Below are 15493 nucleotides of genomic sequence, written 5' to 3' on the forward strand. Positions count from 1 at the left end.
ATCGACATGTATAGTTATCAAAGCAAGGGAGTTGCCAATGAAGCACTACCGAAAAATCAAACATGTGAAACGCCACGGCCTTTCCCTGATGGCTCGGCTCGGCCGCTACGAGTTGGCAGTGCTGCTGTGCGTCTCGGTACTTTCCGGCGGGGTCTGGGGGTTCATCGAGCTGGCCGATGCCGTCACCGAGGGAGAGACCCAGAGCATCGACGAGACCCTGTTGCTCTCCCTGCGCAACGCTGCCGATCACACTGATCCGCTCGGCCCAGGCTGGGTCGAGGAAATGGGGCGGGACTTTACCGCGCTCGGTGGGGTCGGCGTGCTTGTCGTGATCACCCTTGGCGCCCTGGGCTACCTGCTACTCGCCCGGAATTATCGCGCGGCGCTCTTTGCCTCGGTTGCGGTGCCCGGCGGCATGCTGCTCAGTACGCTGATGAAGATGGGCTTCGATCGTCCTCGGCCCGACCTCGTGCCGCATGAAGCCATGGTCTACACCGCAAGCTTCCCCAGCGGCCACTCGATGATGTCTGCCGTGACCTACCTCACCCTGGCCGCCCTGCTCATCCGTGTACAGCCAGCGCTGAGGCTGAAGGCTTACCTGCTGATACTGGCGATACTGCTCACCCTGCTGGTGGGTATGAGCCGTGTCTACCTCGGCGTGCATTGGCCGACGGATGTACTTGCCGGCTGGACCGCCGGAGCGGCCTGGGCCGCGCTGTGCTGGCTGGTGATGCGCTGGTTGCAGCGGCGCGGGCAGGTAGAGACAGAGCAGAGCAGCTCGGGCACCGACGCCGAGTAGGTGCCCAAGCGTTGGGAGCCGGAGCATCAAGACAGTGCTGCGGCTGCCAGCGCCTTAACCCCATCATCACCCGGGAACTGGTCTACACCGGCATCACCGGGGTAAGGAACTGGCTGACACTGGTGGAGACGGGCCGTGGGAGTCTGGATGAGGCGGTGACGAGAGAGGTGGTAAGTGTGAGTGGGCTGGGTTGAATGTAAAGGAGCCGATATCCCCATGCTGGTAATTTCGGCTTTCGGCCAAGAGAGTTTATTTAGGATATGCTGATTTAACGTCTGGGTTCAACCGCTGGTTTGGAGCGGCAATAAAAACTGGTCGACTGCAGCCCCTGGTTAGCTTCAATTGCAAAGACTCTCTGACCTCTCGATCTTACTAACGTCCGTAGCTGACCCCGCAACTGGAATTATAAGAAATCCAGTGCCCGCAAAGGCAACCGATTGGCTCACTCGGCCTTGACCATAATCATCAAGGCCTAAAACCGTTTGACCTGTCCCAAAACCGATGAAAACATTTCCGGGCTCACCTGCCCCGGATGCTATGTATTCTCGGTCCAGCTCAATGCGGCCGTTTTTGAAATTAAAGTCTTTTCCGGCTTCGAACGAGGATTTTTTGACAGCCACTCCATTAGATATCGCAGAAACCACTAATACATTACTGCCTTCCTGCTCGATGAAAATTGCCTCAGGCTTGCTTTTTATCTCAAACCTTTTCGGCCATATTATATCGCTCAGGCAGGCCGATGCTGAGCCATCCGAAGGGTCGCTACAGTTTTTATAGCAACCTTCAAAAGCCTTTAGGTCGGCCAGCTCAGCGAAACCTAAGTCATTATCAGGACCTGTCGTGGACGCACAGCCAGTAAAAAATAGCATTGGCAGAAAAAGCATAATTCGGTTCATGCTTAGTGATCCTATCCACAAATGAAAGACAACTAACTGACGGGTCCCTGATGATCAATCACACGGGATCCGACGCATATGGGCCATCCCTGTGCGCATGGACGTGTCGTTATGTGTTCTTGTGTTTCAGCCTAGCACTGGAGCATGGCTTTTCCCATGCGCTGAATCAACGAAGTCCAGCCAGAGCTGTTCGCTACGGAAACAGAAACCGTACCTCTTCCACCCTCGCCCGGAAGAACGGAAAGTACGCCTCCGTGCCGAAGTGATTGCCGCCGTCGACTCTGGTGGGCAGGGTGAAACCATCGAAGTTACGGAAGTCGTCGAGATAGCCGCCGAAGGGCTGAAGCCGCCACTCCTTCTCGGGTTTGGCGTTGCTCCAGCGCTGGAACTGTACCCAAATCGGGCGGCCGTCTTCGGCCACGGCGATCTCTATCGCTTGCTCCAGGGTGCCGTGGGTGATGACCGCTCGTGCCAGGTTTGGCTCGTCGGTCTCTTCCCAGCGCACGCCATGTTGCGGTAGCAGGCCGGCGGGTGTCCAGAAGGCGGCCTCCCCTGCCACACGGCCGAACGACGAGCGTAGGTGGTTGTCGTCGCTTCCTGCCCGGGCGACGGGTAGCGTGCCGTTGAGCCAGAAGCGCGTCCAGGAACGGCCGTTGGCCATGCCGTCCGAACCGCTGAGTTGCATGAATCCCGAACCGGCCCGAATCCGCCAGATGAAGCCGTGGGGCGGGGCGAGTATCTGGTGGGCGCGCATGGGGCGATAGCCCGGCGCTTGCTTGTCGCCCAGGCCGAGCTCGCCGGTCATATGGATCTCGCTGACCACATGCAGCGGTGTGCCCGGGGCGATGGTATAGAGGAAGTAGCGACGGGCGGCGTCGGGCAGGCCTTCGACCATGGCGGGATCGAACGTTTCGACGGTGGCGGGCGCCTGGGATTGCAGCCAGGCCCAGGCCGTGTCCATCGCGCGATTATCGGCCAGGCGCCAGGCCTGCATGGCCAGTACGCCTGTGAGTACCAGCGCCAGCAGCAGGCCAGCGGCCACTCCGAAGTAGGCCATTCGGTTTCTCCTGCGTTTCACCTGGCGCTCTTCCTCTCGTCGGTGCGGCGAGCAAACTCAGCGTACCGGGTGAAACGCGAGAGGCAGCTTTATAGACCAAAGGTTTCCTTTACCTTCGCTTCGAACGCCTTGTCATCCATCTCCCTGCGCAGTGGCACGAACAGTTCCGCCTCCTGGCCGACCTTGACGGCGATTTCGCTGTCCTCATTCTCGATGATGCTCTTCACCGCCAGTGCGATGGGCTGTGGATCCGGGCCTTCATTGATGGCTTTGGCCACGATCGGCACGAAATGGGCCACCAGCTCCTTGTAGGGAGAGTCGTCACCGGTCGTTTGGCTGTTGGCGACAAGCCCTTTTTTGACGAAATTGGTGCCAAAAAGGCCGGCAAGAACGGAGTGAACCCGTATTCCGAAAGGCGCCACCTCGAATCTCAAGGAATCGGTGATCCCTTCCACCGCGTATTTGCTGGCATTGTAATGCGAGAGCAGAGGCAGCCCCATCCTGCCCAGGAAGGAAGAGATATTGACGATAACGCCGCTACCCGCCTTGCGCATATGGGGAAGAACTTCTCTGGTCATCTTGATGAGACCAAAAACATTCACATCGAATTGCTTGAAGATTTCTTCATCGGTGCCTTCTTCAAGGGTGGCAAGAAGACCGAAGCCTGCATTATTGACCAGCACATCGATCTTTCCTTCCTTCTCGATGACGTGCTGAACGGCGTTTTGTATCGACGCGGTATCCTGCACATCGAGAGACACGGTGTTCAGCTCGAGACCGCGCTTGCCCGCCTCCTCCATCAGTTCGTGGCTGTCACTCCTGACGCCGGCGTACACGGTGTAACCCTGTTCGGCGAGTAGCAGCGCCGTTGCCTTGCCCATGCCAGATGCCGCGCCAGTGATCAAAACGGTCTTGTTCACAATGCAATCCTTTTCTGAGTTGTCAGGCAGTGCCCGAGACATTCCCTTGCAGTATGGAGAAACAGGATTGAAAGAGAATTGCCGGCACGCAGGGATCGGTGGTTACCGGGATAATTGTGCTTCTTCCTTGATCTTGGTCAGCGCCACGCCTTTGGCATGGCGCTGGTCATTCAACGGGGGAACTCGGGAAACTTGAGCAGCTCATCGGCAAGCTCGAACCACTCGGCCTTGGAAGAGACCCAGGCGTGGTAGCGCTTGTTGGGCGTTATCGGCGTATCGAGGGTGCCCAGCCGCAGCCGCTTGGCTTCGGGCAGGTCGTTGCGGGCGCTGTAGATCGGGCTGCCGCACTCGGCGCAGAACACCCGCACCTTGTTAGGCGTGGCGCGGTACTCCTTGAGGTATTCCGCGCCCTGGGTGATGCAAAAGTCGGCCGAACGGATGGGCGACACGGCGGCAAAGGCGGAGCCTTGGGCCTTCCGGCACTGTTGGCAGTGGCACATGGAGACTTCATCGATCTCGCCGCGGTACTCGTACTTCACTTTCCCGCACAGGCAGCTTCCCTGGTGCATCGGCGTCTCTTCCCGGTGGCTTTCGCTTACGATAGCCCTTCCGGTATCCGATGGCTGTAACCAGCGTCAAACGCGAGCAGGAGATGGTAGGGTTCGAGGGAACCCTACCCAATGGCTCCGCGACCATGCCCCACGTCGACATCACCGTGATCTACGATGCCATCTGCCCGTGGCGCTACATCGGCAAACGCCACCTCGACCTCGCCCTGGCCGAAGTGCCCGAGGAGATCAGCGTATCGGTGGCCTGGCACCCCTTCGAGCTCAACCCCGACATGCCCGCCGGAGGCCTGTCGCGGCGTGACTACCGCACCGCCAAGTTCGGATCATGGGAGCGCTCCCAGGCTCTCGACGCCCAGGTGGAGGCTGCCGCCGCCCAGGCCGGTCTCGAGATTCACCACGAACGCATGCAGCGAACGCCCAATATCTTCGACGCCCACCGGCTGATCTGGCTCGCTGGGGAGTATGGCGTTCAGTCGGCGGTGGTCGCAGCACTCTTCCGGCGCTACTTCGTCGAGGGTGAGGACATCGGTGACAGAACGGTACTGGCCAACGCCGCCCGAGACGGCAGGCTAACGGATATCGACATAGCCGCCTTCCTGGCCAGCGACCAGGGTCGGGCCGAGGTAAAAGCCGGCCTCGCCGAGGCGCGGCGCCTGGGCGTGAGCGGCGTGCCCACCTTCATCATCAACGGCACCACGGGCCTCTCGGGCGCCCAACCGCCCGAGGCACTGCGCCAGGCGATTCTCGAGTCGACCGGCAGAAGTTGAAGGCTATCCGATCAAGGGGACGAGCGCCGGGCTGAACCCGCCTCTACAGGCTTGCCCCCTGTCGGCGTCGGTGTCATCGTCTTGCGGTCACCATTGGCTGCCAGACCACAAGGAGCAATATCGTGTTCATCGCCATGAACCGTTTTCGGGTCAATCCCGAGCGAGTGGAAGAGTTCGAGCAGATCTGGCTGGAGCGGGAGACCCACCTGCAGGGCCTGCCCGGCTTCGTCGAATTTCATATGCTGCGCGGCCCCGAGAAGGAGGATCACGTGCTCTACGCCTCGCACACCATCTGGCGCTCGCGCGACGACTTCGAGGCCTGGACCCACTCCGAAGCGTTCCGCAAGGCGCACGCCAACGCCGGCCAGAGCAAGCGCGAGGGACTCTACCTGGGCCCGCCGAACTTCGAGGGGTTCGAGGTCATCCAGACGGTCGGCAACGCGAGCGAATGATGAGCGCGGTAAAGCCCACACCGCCAGCGCTGACTCAACTGGGCGGTTGCGAGATCCTCTTCGCGATGGCCGCCGAGGCCGAGTACGGGCCGCACCTCAAGCAGCGTTTCGCGCCGTTCATGACCGGCGTCGGCCCGGTGGAGGCGGCGGTGGAACTCACCGCAGCCTTGGCCGCCCTCGCCCGAAACGGACGCCTGCCGGACCTGGTAGTGTCGCTGGGCTCGGCCGGTAGCCGTTCGCTCGAGCAGACCGAGATCTATCAGGCGAGCTCTATCGCTTACCGCGACATGGACGCCTCGCCGCTGGGTTTCGAGAAAGGCACTACGCCTTTTCTCGACCTGCCGGCGATCCTTCCGCTGACGCTGCGCATCCCCGGCATTGCCGAGGCTACGCTCTCTACCGGCGCCAATATCGTTTCGGGCGAGGCCTATGCCGCCATTGCCGCCGAGATGGTGGACATGGAGAGCTACGCCTGCCTGCGCGCCTGCATGCGCTTCGACGTGCCGCTGATCGTGCTGCGTGGCATTTCGGACGGCAACGCGGAGCTGCACCACGTCGACGACTGGACGGAGTATCTGCACGTCATCGACGAGAAGCTGGCCGGCGCCGTCAACCGCCTCGGCGAGGCGCTCGCCGAGGGGCTGTTGTCGCGCTGACGCTTGCTTCTTCTAGAGCAGGTGCGGCTCGAGCCAGCGCTTGAGCTGCCCCGCCTGCATCAACCCGGCCTGGCGGGCGTTCTCACGCCCTTCCTTGAACACGATCAGCATGGGAATGCTGCGAATGCCGAAGCGCCCGGCCTGGGCCGGTCCCGCCTCGGTGTCGAGCTTGGCGAAGCGGATGCGCGGCTCGCGATCGACGGCGGCCTATGACATCTGCCCCCAATCGAAAACCAGAGGAGAAGCTACTCAGGCGATGCTGTTGCACGGTCAGGAACGTCGCAGCCAGCTTGTCCGTTGCCTGGCAGCGGCGGAACATCTGGGGTTAACCCGAATACAGGCCAAAGAGATCATCGACCACCAACTCGCCACGATCCGGGAACGGTGGGAGAGCGTGTGCGATGAAGCCGACTTGAGCAAAGTCGACCGGGGCTATCTTTGGGGCAGGCAGTTTCTCAATCCCTTCGCGCTGGAGGGTTATCGCGAGTCTTGAGGCAATGGAGCCAGGGAGTTGGCATAACCGCTCATGCAAGATAGCCGGGCGTAACAACTCGATTGCGCATTTTTCAGGGTTGCCGTGGATAGCTAGCTGTCCACACTGCGGTGCAGCTTCACGCTGGGCTTGACGGAATGAGGACCGCTTCCACCGGCCGCCGCAGCGAACGCGGCATCGCCTTGCCTCGCCCGAACCGCACCACCAGGTCGGGACGCCCACCCACTAGACCCAGTGCCTCGGTGAACACAGGGCGAACGCTCGCCTCTTCGATTGGCTGGTTGATGAAGGCATTGCAGATGCCGAGTGCCGTCGCCTGCAGGGCGAAGCGCTGGTAGCAGCGGCCGGCTTCCACCCAGTGCGCCCTGTCGTCGCTTTCCGAGATGAACACGGCAATTCCGGCGGAGCTGCGTACCTGACGAGCCACCTTGGCATTTTCGACGCCTTGCCGAAACAGGCTGCGGAACAGCCACCTGCCCAGCCAGCGCGGGGTGGCGGGGCTGCCCATCGAGCGCGCGAAAAGCCCGTCGCCGGCTTCGACTGCCTCTCGGTCGCCGAAGCGGATCCAGTTCTCGAGTTCCTGCCGGAATGACCGGTTGCCGATCTGCAGGCTGTTGGCCTGGAGCACGAACTCCAGCACTTTTTCCATCGCTTTGCGCTCGGTCAGTAGGCTGATGGAAACGCCCTTCCCGGTTCCCGCGGCCTGCAGCAGACTCAACTCGTTATCGGTAAGGGGCGTGCCGTCGTAGTCGGTGCGCGTACACTGCCGCGCCGGGATGGCCTCGAACAGTGGGGAGAGTTCCGGCTGGCAGGGTGTCAGCGTAACGCGCACCTCTCCGTCGCCTTCGGGATGGAAGGTCACCTCGCCTGACAGCCCGGAAGCTTGCGCCGCCAGGCTCAGGTTCTCGGCGGCACATCCCAGCGAAACGTAGAGGTGGTGGTCGTCCGGGTCGACGACCGGAGTACGCCGCGAGAGGTCCGGCAGGATAGCGATGGCATCGTCAGTGACTCTGAATCGCCAGCACTGGGTGTTGTGGCCGGAAGGGGCCAGGGTGGCATAGCGAATGAGCTCCTTCAGCCTTGCGGCACGATCGGACGCTTGCCCATCGCCATGGCGCCAGAGGATCTTCACAGATTGTTCGTAAGTCACCGCCCGCCCTCGCTAGCCGCAGCCCCTCGCTTATCTCAGTTTAGCGTCAACACTGCCCGCGAGGGCATGACTCGCAACATGTTTCTGCTCTGCCAACGGCAGGGCATTTGCTGGGGTGGCTCCGGGTAACTAGGCTGATCTCGTCATGTTCGGCATTGCCGGCGTGATACCTATTAGCCGCACCGTTTTCGACAGGAGGTTGAAACCATGTCCAGCCCGGAGCATAAGCAGAAAATCTGGAAGATGATCAAAGACATCAAAGTCGGCATGCTGGTGACGCTGGATGGCGAGACGCCTCGCGCCCGGCCGATGCACCTGGTGCAGGATGAGTATGACGGCACCCTGTGGTTCTTTACCCGCCGAAGTGCCGAGAAGGTTTCCGAGACCAGCCGCGACCACGATGTCTGCCTCAGTTTTTCCGATCAGGAAGAGGGCGTGTACGTGTCGCTCTCGGGCAAGGCCAACCTGACCGCTGACCGCGAGCTGGTCGAGAAATACTGGAACCCGTTCGTCGCCGCCTGGTTCCCCGACGGCAAGGACGACCCGGACCTCGCCCTGCTGGAGATCAAGGTGACCATGGGCGAGCACTGGAAGGCCAAGGAGAGCAAGGTGTTCCAGCTGTATGAGTTCGCCAAGGCCAATGTCAAGAAGGACGCTACCCCGAACTTGGGCGAGAACGAGAAGTTCGGTGGCTGACATCGTGCACCGGCAGCGTCTGTAAGGTGAAAGGCCATCTCTCGCCACTACCTCTGGAGCGTTGATTCGCGAGGAGGTGAACCAGTGATTCCGACGAGATGGGCCTCGCTGCCGAGCAACACCGCCGTGGCGGCCCAGGGTGTGCGCGGGTGCCCTTATGGCGTGCCTTTTTTCATTGAGCTCGCCGCCCTGTCTCAGGCAGGATGAAGAAAGGAAGTAGGTTGGCAGAGACAAGCAACGGCATACCGCTGGAGGAGCCACATGCAACCGCTGAGCTATTACTACTATAACGTGTTGGAAGGTCTCGAAAAGCCGTGCGACGTACCGTCGGCTCAGCTGCAGGAGGGCTACGACATCCTGTATCGACATGGCGGCCGCATCGAGATTGACCTGATGCGCAAGACCGAGGATAGCCATGCCCAGGGCATGCCCTACCACTGGTACGAGGCCCTGGATGAAGAGCAGCGGGCGAAACTGCACAAGGCCCTGAATGACGAAGATCCCGCGAAGATTCTCAAGATCATTCAGCGTAACGGCTATGCCGGCGTGCTCTATCACCATGCCTGGCATAACTTCCGGGAGTCGGGAGCCGCCTAAGAACTGACATGCCGGCTGATTGATCAGTAAGCCTAATGTGCAGGGCCGCTTTCCCAGGAAAGCGGCCCTTTTACTTATCGTTTGACACAGGCTGCTCTTCTGGTCTTAGATGTGATTGCATTTAGATAGATCGGTCTATATAGGAGCATGCCCATGCCAGCCTCCAAGCGTGACCAGTTGCTCGCCACGGCCGAGCGACTCTTCTATGAGCAGGGCTTTCACGCCACCGGCATCGACCGCATCGTGGCGGCCGCCGGGGTGGTACGCATGACGCTCTACAACCACTTCGCCTCCAAGGAAGCGCTGGTTTCGGCCGTGCTGCAGGCCCGCCATGAACGCTTCGTCGCCAGCCTGGATGCGGCAATGTCCGCCGCTTCACCGGGCCAGGCGACGCGGGCGCTGGTCGATGCCCATGGCCGCTGGCTGGAAGCCTATAGTCCGCATGGCTGCATCATGACCAAGGCGATGGGCGAGTTCGCCGAGCACAGCGCCGAGATCCATGCCTTGGCGAGATCTTCCAAGCGCGACCTGCTGACACGACTCGAAACCGCTGTGGCACTCGATGGCCTGGGCCACCACCCGGATCTGGCGAGACGCCTCTTCCTGGTGCTGGAAGGCTGTAATACGGCGGTGCTGCTGCTGGGCATGCGGACGGCCTTAGCTGACACTCGGTCGGTAGTCGATGCCCTTCTCGCTGCGGCTTGGAGCAAGGATCAATGAGAACCTTGTCGAATATGGGATTTGCTTTTTTCGGTGCCGCGTTAATCGCCATCAGCTTCGGGCTTGCACGCTTTGCTTTTGGCCTGTACGTACCTTCCATCAGCACCGACCTGGAACTGACGGCCTACCTGATCGGTATCATCGGGGCACTGCCGTTAATCAGCTTCGTACTTGCCACGCTGGTCGCACCGTTTGCCGCTGATCGCCTTGGTGCTCGTTTGCTGGCGGTACTCTCGAGTGGTTTCGGTGCAGTCGGCCTTGCATTGATCAGCCTGGCCTCAGATGCGCTATCGCTTGGTGTTGGTGTGTTCGTCTGCGGCATCTGTACCGGTTTGATGATGCCGGCACTAACCGCTGCCATGCAGGCAATGGTGAGCCGCACGATGCACGGGCGAGTGAGCTCGATCATGAACGCAGGTACAAGCATCGGTATCATCGTCGCGGTACCTACTGTTGTGTTCCTCTCCAATGCATGGCGTTTCACTTATACAATGTTCGCCATGCTGGCAGGCATCGGTGTCGTTGCGGCGTGGTACTTCCTCCCCTCGGTATCACGGATCATGCCAGCAAACGCCGCGCCACCGCCCCCTATCAGCAGGTTGCAGTGGTCGCGTCTCATCCGGCTCACGTTGTTCGCCTTTGCCATGGGCTTTATTGCGGCGCCTTACTGGCTTTTTGCCCCGGACCTGACGGTTACCCTCGGCGACCTGCACCCCGGCCACACCGGTTGGCTATGGTTCGCGGTCGGTATTGCTGGGCTCGGTGGAGCCATGGTGAGTGACCTGGCTGACCGTAACAACCCGCCTATTACGCAAGCATTGATGCTGATGATGCTTTCCTCGAGCCTGGTATTGCTTGCCGCGAGCCCAAGCCAGCTAGGCCTGGCAATGTTCTCAGCGCTGGTCTTCGGCCTTGCCTATATGAGCCTTACGGGGCTGTACCTGATGACCGGCATCCGCCTGCTGCCGGGTCGACTCTCGATGGGGCCGGTGTTGCCTTTCATGGCGGTAGCACTGGGGCAAGCTACGGGATCACCCATTGCAGGCATGCTGGTAGACGGCTTCGGCTATGCCTATGCGTTTTCGATTTTCTCGGTTATCGGCATCGTGGTAGCGATTCTGTCGCCGATATATCCGGGCCACATCGATTATTGGGCAGACTGGGCCGAGGAAACTGCAGGAGAACCACAGGAGGAGCAGGTGTCGGTTGAAGATACCGGTCTCCAGGCAGCATATGATCAACAGTTGCTGGATGAAAATGGCGAGCCGGTCGAACCCGTTGCGGAGGATGAAGATAGCCCGAGTACGCCACGCCTTCTGTAGCATATCCTTGAGCGGCGCGAGGGGTTGCGCAGTGTTTCAACGCCATTCTGTGAGTACTGGCCATGTTACGACTCCCATCCCTGATTGCACTTCACTATTTCGAGGTCGCCGCGCGAACCAAGAGTTTCGCTGCGGCCGCCAAAGAGCTCAATGTCACACCGGCGGCGATCAGTCACCAGATCAAGGCTCTCGAGGAGTATCTCGGTGTCGACCTGTTCATCCGCCACCATCGGCGGGTAAGTCTGACCCCAGCCGCACGCGTAGCCCTGCCGGAGCTGCAAGAGGGGTTTCAGGCTCTTGGCCGCGGGGTGGACAAGATCCGCTCCTATGGCGAAGAGAGCCTGATCGTTACCGTATGCGCAGAACCCCTCTTCGCCACCAAATGGATAGTGCCACGCCTGCACCGTTTCTATGCCCGTTGTCCGGAAGCCGAAGTGAGGCTTCAGGCAAGCCTGCATACGGTGGATCGCTCACGTGATAGCGTCTTCGGAGTCACCGATCTCAAGCGCGCCGGCATCGACGTTTCCGTGCGCCTTGGCTACGGCAACTACATGGGATTAGAGCCCCAGCGTCTTATGAACCTGGATCTGGTGCCTCTCTGCACACCGGAACTGGCCGCCACCGTGGACGATATCGATACTCTGCGCGGGCTGCCGTTGCTGTGCGACAGCACACTCACCCGTTTCGACGAGCCCTACGGGTGGAGAGAATGGTTCAAGCAACAGGGGTATGACATCGGAACGCTGCGGGAGCTGCGATTCGGCAACGGCCTTCTCGCGCTGGAAGCGGCAATTACCGGTCAGGGCGCCCTTCTCGGCAGTCGGGATCTACACCAGGCGGAGCTGGTTGCCGGAAAGCTGACGGTATTGGCCGACCGCCCCCTGGACTGTGACCAGGCTTACTACGTGGTAAGTGCGGGCGAAGGTCTGGAGCGACCGATCGCCGGACGATTTCGCGAATGGTTACTGGAGGAAGCCAATATACCCTCACCCAGTTCAGGCTCTGTTTGAAGAGTTGACGAGCAACGGCCATACAAGGCAGAAATTCGTCGCTCGGCAAGCGCTTCCAGGGAAGCGCGACCAGGTTGGCACTATCCGGCGAACAGTAGAGACGGTCGCCAGGCAACGTCCCGGTGTCACTATCCAGTTCCATCACGTTAACGGCAAGGCGCCGGGGGATTCAGGGTTGAGCGCTTTCGGGTCGTCGCGTCCTGGGTACCAAGGCACGCGGCCTTCGAGCACCCCCGTCGTCTCGATGATCTCCGCCACACTGTGCTCCTGGCGGTAGGCCATGATGTGGGCGCCGCTGACTCCCGGAATCTCGCGAATTGCGTGAAGCAGGTCCATGCACAGCCGCTTGCCCTCCTCCTTCTGGTTCTCGGCCCCCTCGAGCCGATTGATCACCGCGTCGGGGATATGCACCCCGGGGACATTTTCGCGGATCCAGCGGGCGCTGCGTGCCGAAGCCAGCGGCCCGATCCCGGGCAGGATGAATACGCGGTCAGGGCCTTCCAGCAGGCCGAGGTCGTTCACCTTGAGCATGAAATCGCGCAACCGCTCGATATCGAAGCAGTACTGCGTCTGGATGAACTGGGCACCGGCCGCCACTTTCTTGGCCAGCCGATGCGGCCGCCAGTCCAGCGGCGGTACGAAGGGATTCTCGGCCGCACCGAGAAAGATCCGCGGGGGCGTCTCGATGCGCCGCCCGCTCTCGAAGCGGTGCGCGTCGCGCATGTTGCGGGCAATCTGCAGCAGCGACATGGAGTCGAGATCGAATACCGGCTTGGCTTGGGGATGGTCGCCGGCCTGCACACCGTCACCGGTCAGGCACAGCAGGTTGCAGGCGCCCATGGCCGCTCCACCGAGGATCTCGCCCTGTATGGCGATGCGATTACGGTCACGGCAGGATATCTGCATGATGGTGGCATAGCCGACCCGGGTCAGCAGTGAGCAGACCCCGGCGCTGGACATATGGCAGTTGGCACCGGAGCCGTCCGTCGCGTTAATGGCATCGACATAGCCATCGAAGATTGCCGCCCGCTTGAGCACCTCTGCCGGGTCGGCAGAGTCCGGCGGGTCGATCTCGCTGGTGATGGCGAACTTGCCCGCGCGCAGAACCCTCTCCAGACGCCCGGGGGAGACATGGCCGGGCAGGATCGGCAGGGAGTAGCCCGGGACGGGCTCGTCATCGAACTTCATCTTGTTGTCTCTCTGTTGGCGGTTGAAGAGGAGGTACCGTCCTGCTGGCGAACCACGCGAAGCCAGGATGAGCTTCCCTTGAGACGATGGTCGACCGGCAACTGGACAGCGTGGATATGATCGTCCTGCTTCATGCGACGACTTCCTTCCCAGGCATCGACCCAGACACACATCATGTCTGGCTTCACCTCGCAATGCCCATTGGCACGCACCCCGCCACAGGGGCCGTTGCGTAGTGTCTTGGGGCAGTTCATGGGACAGGACATGCCGGTGGCAGAGAGAATGCACTGACCGCACATCTGGCAATCGAAAAGCGCCCCCTTGGCGGCCTTTTCCACTATCCTCATCGGCGCCTCGACGCGGTCGTGACCCAGTCGCCTCCACACAGGGGCGAGCTTGACGAGTACCGGCTCGAAGCGTCGGTAGATCATCTCAAAGGCTCTGGAATGACGAACCACCCAGCGACGCATCCTGTACATGATAGTTTCCTTGTTTGTTCGAGGGTCAGTGTCCTCACTCCGCCAACCCCGTTGCTTCCTCTACTCCTCGATCGAATCAGGCCGAGGGAGCAGTCTCAAGCTGCTTGCGCAACAGGAACTTCTGGATTTTCCCCGTGGGAGTAGTCGGCAAGGGGCCGAAGATCACCTTCTTGGGAGCCTTGAAGCGGCTGATATTCTCCTTGCAGAAGCTGATCAACGCGTCTTCGCTTAGCTCACTGCCGGGGCGCAACTGGACGAAGGCCGCGGGAACTTCGCCCCACTTGGCATCCACCATCGCCACGACCGCCGCGAGTTCGACCTCTTCATGCCGCTGAATGATCTCCTCGACTTCCATCGAGGAGATATTTTCCCCGCCAGAGATGATCACGTCCTTCAGTCGGTCGCGAATCTTGATGTAGCCATCCGATTCCACTACGCCAAGGTCACCGGAGTGAAACCAGCCGCCGGCAAAGGCTTCGCTGGTTGCAGCCTCGTTACGCAAATATCCCTTCATGACGATATTGCCTCGAAACATGATCTCGCCCACAGTCTCACCGTCGGCAGGGACGGGCTCCAGCGTGGTCGGGTCGAGTACCGCGATGCCCTCCTGCAGGGTATAAGTGACCCCCTGGCGTCCGTTGAGCCGGACTCGCTCCTCCAGGGGACGTTGGTCCCAGCCATCCTGCTTGGCACACACCGACGCGGGGCCATATGTCTCGGTCAGTCCGTAGACGTGGGTAATCTCGACACCGAGCTTCTCCATCCGCTCTAGCACGGACGCCGGCGGCGCCGCACCGGCGATCAGCCCCGACACCTTATGATCGATCGTTGCCTGCGCAGCATCGGCGGCATCGGCGATCATCGAGTGGACAATGGGCGCACCGCAGTAGTGACTGACCCGATGCTGCCTGATCAGGTGCAAGATCACCTCCGGGTCGACCCGGCGCAGACAGACGCTGGTCCCGCCGATCGCCGCCAGTGTCCACGGGAAACACCAGCCGTTACAGTGAAACATCGGCAGGGTCCACAAGTAGACCACGCTGGAAGGCAAATTCCAGGACAGCACATTACTGACCGCATTCAGGTAAGCACCCCGATGGTGGGTGACAACCCCCTTGGGATTGCCGGTAGTGCCTGACGTGTACCCCAGCGCAATCGCATCCCACTCGTCGACCGGCAGCCGCCAGTCATCCAGCGCCGGTTGCTCGGCCAGCAACGCCTCGTACTCCAGGTTGCCGATCAAACGCTCTTCACCCTGGCTCGGGTCGGATACGTTGATCACCTTGGGTGCCGGCCCCTCGAGCCGGGCCAAGACCTTTTCGACCACGTCCACGTACTCGGGGTCCACCAGCAGCAGTCGCGAGCGGCTATGCTCGAGGATAAAGGCCACCGCCTCGGGATCCAGGCGAATGTTGATCGCATTCAACACCGCGCCCACCATGGGAACCCCAAAGTGGGCTTCGTACATGGCCGGGACATTCGGCAACATGACGGCCACCGTATCGCCCCTTTTGATACCGAAATGTTTCAGCATGGCTGCCAGTCGACAACAGCGGGCATAAGTCTGCTGCCAGCTGTAGCGCGTCTCGTTGTAGATCAGCGCTGTCCTGTCAGGATAAACGGCAGCAGCCCGTTTGATGAAGCTTAAGGGTGACAGTGGTACATAATTCGCCGCCGTTTTCTCGAGAGCATCATTGAAATGGCAAAGATCACTCATGCTTT

Annotated in this window: 19 protein-coding genes; 10 read left to right on the top strand and 9 right to left on the bottom strand. The window is 60.7% G+C overall.

What is annotated here, in order from left to right; all coding sequences use genetic code 11:
* The first annotated feature begins 37 nt into the window (after window positions 1-37).
* Window positions 38-799: a phosphatase PAP2 family protein gene (locus HNO52_RS16775; protein WP_197566378.1), complete on the top strand. Its 762-nt coding sequence runs from the start codon at window positions 38-40 to the stop codon at window positions 797-799.
* 338 nt (window positions 800-1137) lie between these two features.
* On the opposite strand, the gene HNO52_RS16780 is transcribed toward HNO52_RS16775, so the two are convergent.
* The 4 genes from HNO52_RS16780 to HNO52_RS16795 all read right to left on the bottom strand — a co-directional run bounded on the left by HNO52_RS16780 (window position 1138) and on the right by HNO52_RS16795 (window position 4241).
* Window positions 1138-1695 (bottom strand): hypothetical protein, encoded by a 558-nt coding sequence (locus HNO52_RS16780; RefSeq protein ID WP_197566379.1) that lies wholly within the window; start codon window positions 1693-1695, stop codon window positions 1138-1140.
* A gap of 193 nt (window positions 1696-1888) precedes the next feature.
* Window positions 1889-2752 (bottom strand): DUF6544 family protein, encoded by an 864-nt coding sequence (locus HNO52_RS16785; protein ID WP_197566380.1) that lies wholly within the window; start codon window positions 2750-2752, stop codon window positions 1889-1891.
* A gap of 89 nt (window positions 2753-2841) precedes the next feature.
* Entirely contained in the window at window positions 2842-3672 is an 831-nt protein-coding gene (locus HNO52_RS16790) for an SDR family oxidoreductase (protein ID WP_197566381.1), read from the bottom strand.
* A gap of 170 nt (window positions 3673-3842) precedes the next feature.
* Window positions 3843-4241, bottom strand: coding sequence for a GFA family protein (locus tag HNO52_RS16795; protein ID WP_197566382.1), 399 nt, complete (start codon window positions 4239-4241; stop codon window positions 3843-3845).
* 50 nt (window positions 4242-4291) lie between these two features.
* On the opposite strand from HNO52_RS16795, the gene HNO52_RS16800 reads away from it, so the two are divergent.
* The 3 genes from HNO52_RS16800 (at window position 4292) to HNO52_RS16810 (ending at window position 6116) form a co-directional block, all read left to right on the top strand.
* Window positions 4292-5008, top strand: coding sequence for a DsbA family oxidoreductase (locus HNO52_RS16800; RefSeq protein WP_197566383.1), 717 nt, complete (start codon window positions 4292-4294; stop codon window positions 5006-5008).
* 122 nt (window positions 5009-5130) lie between these two features.
* On the top strand, window positions 5131-5460 hold the full coding sequence (gene hmuQ / locus HNO52_RS16805; protein WP_197566384.1) for a heme-degrading protein HmuQ: 330 nt from the start codon (window positions 5131-5133) through the stop codon (window positions 5458-5460).
* Window positions 5457-6116 (top strand): 5'-methylthioadenosine/S-adenosylhomocysteine nucleosidase, encoded by a 660-nt coding sequence (locus tag HNO52_RS16810; RefSeq protein WP_232090356.1) that lies wholly within the window; start codon window positions 5457-5459, stop codon window positions 6114-6116. The genes hmuQ and HNO52_RS16810 overlap by 4 nt, the downstream gene beginning before the upstream one ends.
* Window positions 6117-6128: 12 nt before the next feature.
* On the opposite strand, the gene HNO52_RS16815 is transcribed toward HNO52_RS16810, so the two are convergent.
* Window positions 6129-6299: a thioredoxin family protein gene (locus tag HNO52_RS16815; RefSeq protein ID WP_197569274.1), complete on the bottom strand. Its 171-nt coding sequence runs from the start codon at window positions 6297-6299 to the stop codon at window positions 6129-6131.
* Here HNO52_RS16815 and HNO52_RS16820 point away from each other — a divergent pair.
* Window positions 6241-6609 (top strand): hypothetical protein, encoded by a 369-nt coding sequence (locus tag HNO52_RS16820; RefSeq protein WP_232090358.1) that lies wholly within the window; start codon window positions 6241-6243, stop codon window positions 6607-6609. The genes HNO52_RS16815 and HNO52_RS16820 overlap by 59 nt on opposite strands.
* 118 nt (window positions 6610-6727) lie before the next feature.
* Here HNO52_RS16820 and HNO52_RS16825 read toward each other — a convergent pair whose 3' ends face one another.
* Entirely contained in the window at window positions 6728-7741 is a 1014-nt protein-coding gene (locus tag HNO52_RS16825) for an Acg family FMN-binding oxidoreductase (protein ID WP_232090360.1), read from the bottom strand.
* A 225-nt stretch (window positions 7742-7966) separates the two neighbouring features.
* Between HNO52_RS16825 and HNO52_RS16830 the strand changes: the two genes are divergently transcribed.
* The 5 genes from HNO52_RS16830 (at window position 7967) to HNO52_RS16850 (ending at window position 12104) form a co-directional block, all read left to right on the top strand.
* Window positions 7967-8455 (top strand): pyridoxamine 5'-phosphate oxidase family protein, encoded by a 489-nt coding sequence (locus HNO52_RS16830; protein WP_197566386.1) that lies wholly within the window; start codon window positions 7967-7969, stop codon window positions 8453-8455.
* A 261-nt stretch (window positions 8456-8716) separates the two neighbouring features.
* On the top strand, window positions 8717-9052 hold the full coding sequence (locus HNO52_RS16835) for a hypothetical protein (RefSeq protein ID WP_197566387.1): 336 nt from the start codon (window positions 8717-8719) through the stop codon (window positions 9050-9052).
* 153 nt (window positions 9053-9205) lie between these two features.
* On the top strand, window positions 9206-9772 hold the full coding sequence (locus tag HNO52_RS16840) for a TetR/AcrR family transcriptional regulator (RefSeq protein ID WP_197566388.1): 567 nt from the start codon (window positions 9206-9208) through the stop codon (window positions 9770-9772).
* On the top strand, window positions 9769-11094 hold the full coding sequence (locus tag HNO52_RS16845) for an MFS transporter (RefSeq protein ID WP_197566389.1): 1326 nt from the start codon (window positions 9769-9771) through the stop codon (window positions 11092-11094). Before HNO52_RS16840 ends, HNO52_RS16845 begins: the two co-directional genes overlap by 4 nt.
* A 62-nt stretch (window positions 11095-11156) precedes the next feature.
* Complete coding sequence (locus tag HNO52_RS16850) at window positions 11157-12104, top strand: LysR family transcriptional regulator (RefSeq protein ID WP_197566390.1); 948 nt, start codon at window positions 11157-11159, stop codon at window positions 12102-12104.
* 141 nt (window positions 12105-12245) lie between these two features.
* On the opposite strand, the gene HNO52_RS16855 is transcribed toward HNO52_RS16850, so the two are convergent.
* From HNO52_RS16855 to HNO52_RS16865, 3 genes are all read right to left on the bottom strand, one after another.
* Window positions 12246-13292, bottom strand: coding sequence for a methylenetetrahydrofolate reductase (locus HNO52_RS16855; RefSeq protein WP_197566391.1), 1047 nt, complete (start codon window positions 13290-13292; stop codon window positions 12246-12248).
* Window positions 13289-13771 (bottom strand): methylenetetrahydrofolate reductase C-terminal domain-containing protein, encoded by a 483-nt coding sequence (locus HNO52_RS16860; RefSeq protein ID WP_197566392.1) that lies wholly within the window; start codon window positions 13769-13771, stop codon window positions 13289-13291. The genes HNO52_RS16855 and HNO52_RS16860 overlap by 4 nt, the downstream gene beginning before the upstream one ends.
* 76 nt (window positions 13772-13847) lie before the next feature.
* A complete protein-coding gene (locus tag HNO52_RS16865; protein WP_197566393.1) occupies window positions 13848-15488 on the bottom strand; it encodes an acyl-CoA synthetase in 1641 nt (546 codons plus the stop codon).
* Between the last annotated feature and the right edge of the window lie 5 nt (window positions 15489-15493).

This window comes from Halomonas sp. MCCC 1A13316, from assembly GCF_014931605.1.
In the GTDB taxonomy this organism is placed as follows: Bacteria; Pseudomonadota; Gammaproteobacteria; order Pseudomonadales; family Halomonadaceae; genus Halomonas.

What these genes read in the sequence shown, in the direction of transcription:
- HNO52_RS16820 (WP_232090358.1), top strand. Translation starts at nt 6,241, where the DNA reads ATGCCGAAGCGCCCGGCCTGGGCCGGTCCCGCCTCGGTGTCGAGCTTG.
- HNO52_RS16855 (WP_197566391.1), bottom strand. Translation starts at nt 13,292, where the DNA reads ATGAAGTTCGATGACGAGCCCGTCCCGGGCTACTCCCTGCCGATCCTG.
- HNO52_RS16830 (WP_197566386.1), top strand. Translation starts at nt 7,967, where the DNA reads ATGTCCAGCCCGGAGCATAAGCAGAAAATCTGGAAGATGATCAAAGAC.
- HNO52_RS16810 (WP_232090356.1), top strand. Translation starts at nt 5,457, where the DNA reads ATGATGAGCGCGGTAAAGCCCACACCGCCAGCGCTGACTCAACTGGGC.
- HNO52_RS16800 (WP_197566383.1), top strand. Translation starts at nt 4,292, where the DNA reads ATGGCTGTAACCAGCGTCAAACGCGAGCAGGAGATGGTAGGGTTCGAG.
- HNO52_RS16865 (WP_197566393.1), bottom strand. Translation starts at nt 15,488, where the DNA reads ATGAGTGATCTTTGCCATTTCAATGATGCTCTCGAGAAAACGGCGGCG.
- HNO52_RS16785 (WP_197566380.1), bottom strand. Translation starts at nt 2,752, where the DNA reads ATGGCCTACTTCGGAGTGGCCGCTGGCCTGCTGCTGGCGCTGGTACTC.
- HNO52_RS16845 (WP_197566389.1), top strand. Translation starts at nt 9,769, where the DNA reads ATGAGAACCTTGTCGAATATGGGATTTGCTTTTTTCGGTGCCGCGTTA.
- HNO52_RS16780 (WP_197566379.1), bottom strand. Translation starts at nt 1,695, where the DNA reads ATGAACCGAATTATGCTTTTTCTGCCAATGCTATTTTTTACTGGCTGT.
- HNO52_RS16775 (WP_197566378.1), top strand. Translation starts at nt 38, where the DNA reads ATGAAGCACTACCGAAAAATCAAACATGTGAAACGCCACGGCCTTTCC.
- HNO52_RS16850 (WP_197566390.1), top strand. Translation starts at nt 11,157, where the DNA reads ATGTTACGACTCCCATCCCTGATTGCACTTCACTATTTCGAGGTCGCC.
- HNO52_RS16835 (WP_197566387.1), top strand. Translation starts at nt 8,717, where the DNA reads ATGCAACCGCTGAGCTATTACTACTATAACGTGTTGGAAGGTCTCGAA.
- HNO52_RS16840 (WP_197566388.1), top strand. Translation starts at nt 9,206, where the DNA reads ATGCCAGCCTCCAAGCGTGACCAGTTGCTCGCCACGGCCGAGCGACTC.
- HNO52_RS16795 (WP_197566382.1), bottom strand. Translation starts at nt 4,241, where the DNA reads ATGCACCAGGGAAGCTGCCTGTGCGGGAAAGTGAAGTACGAGTACCGC.
- HNO52_RS16860 (WP_197566392.1), bottom strand. Translation starts at nt 13,771, where the DNA reads ATGTACAGGATGCGTCGCTGGGTGGTTCGTCATTCCAGAGCCTTTGAG.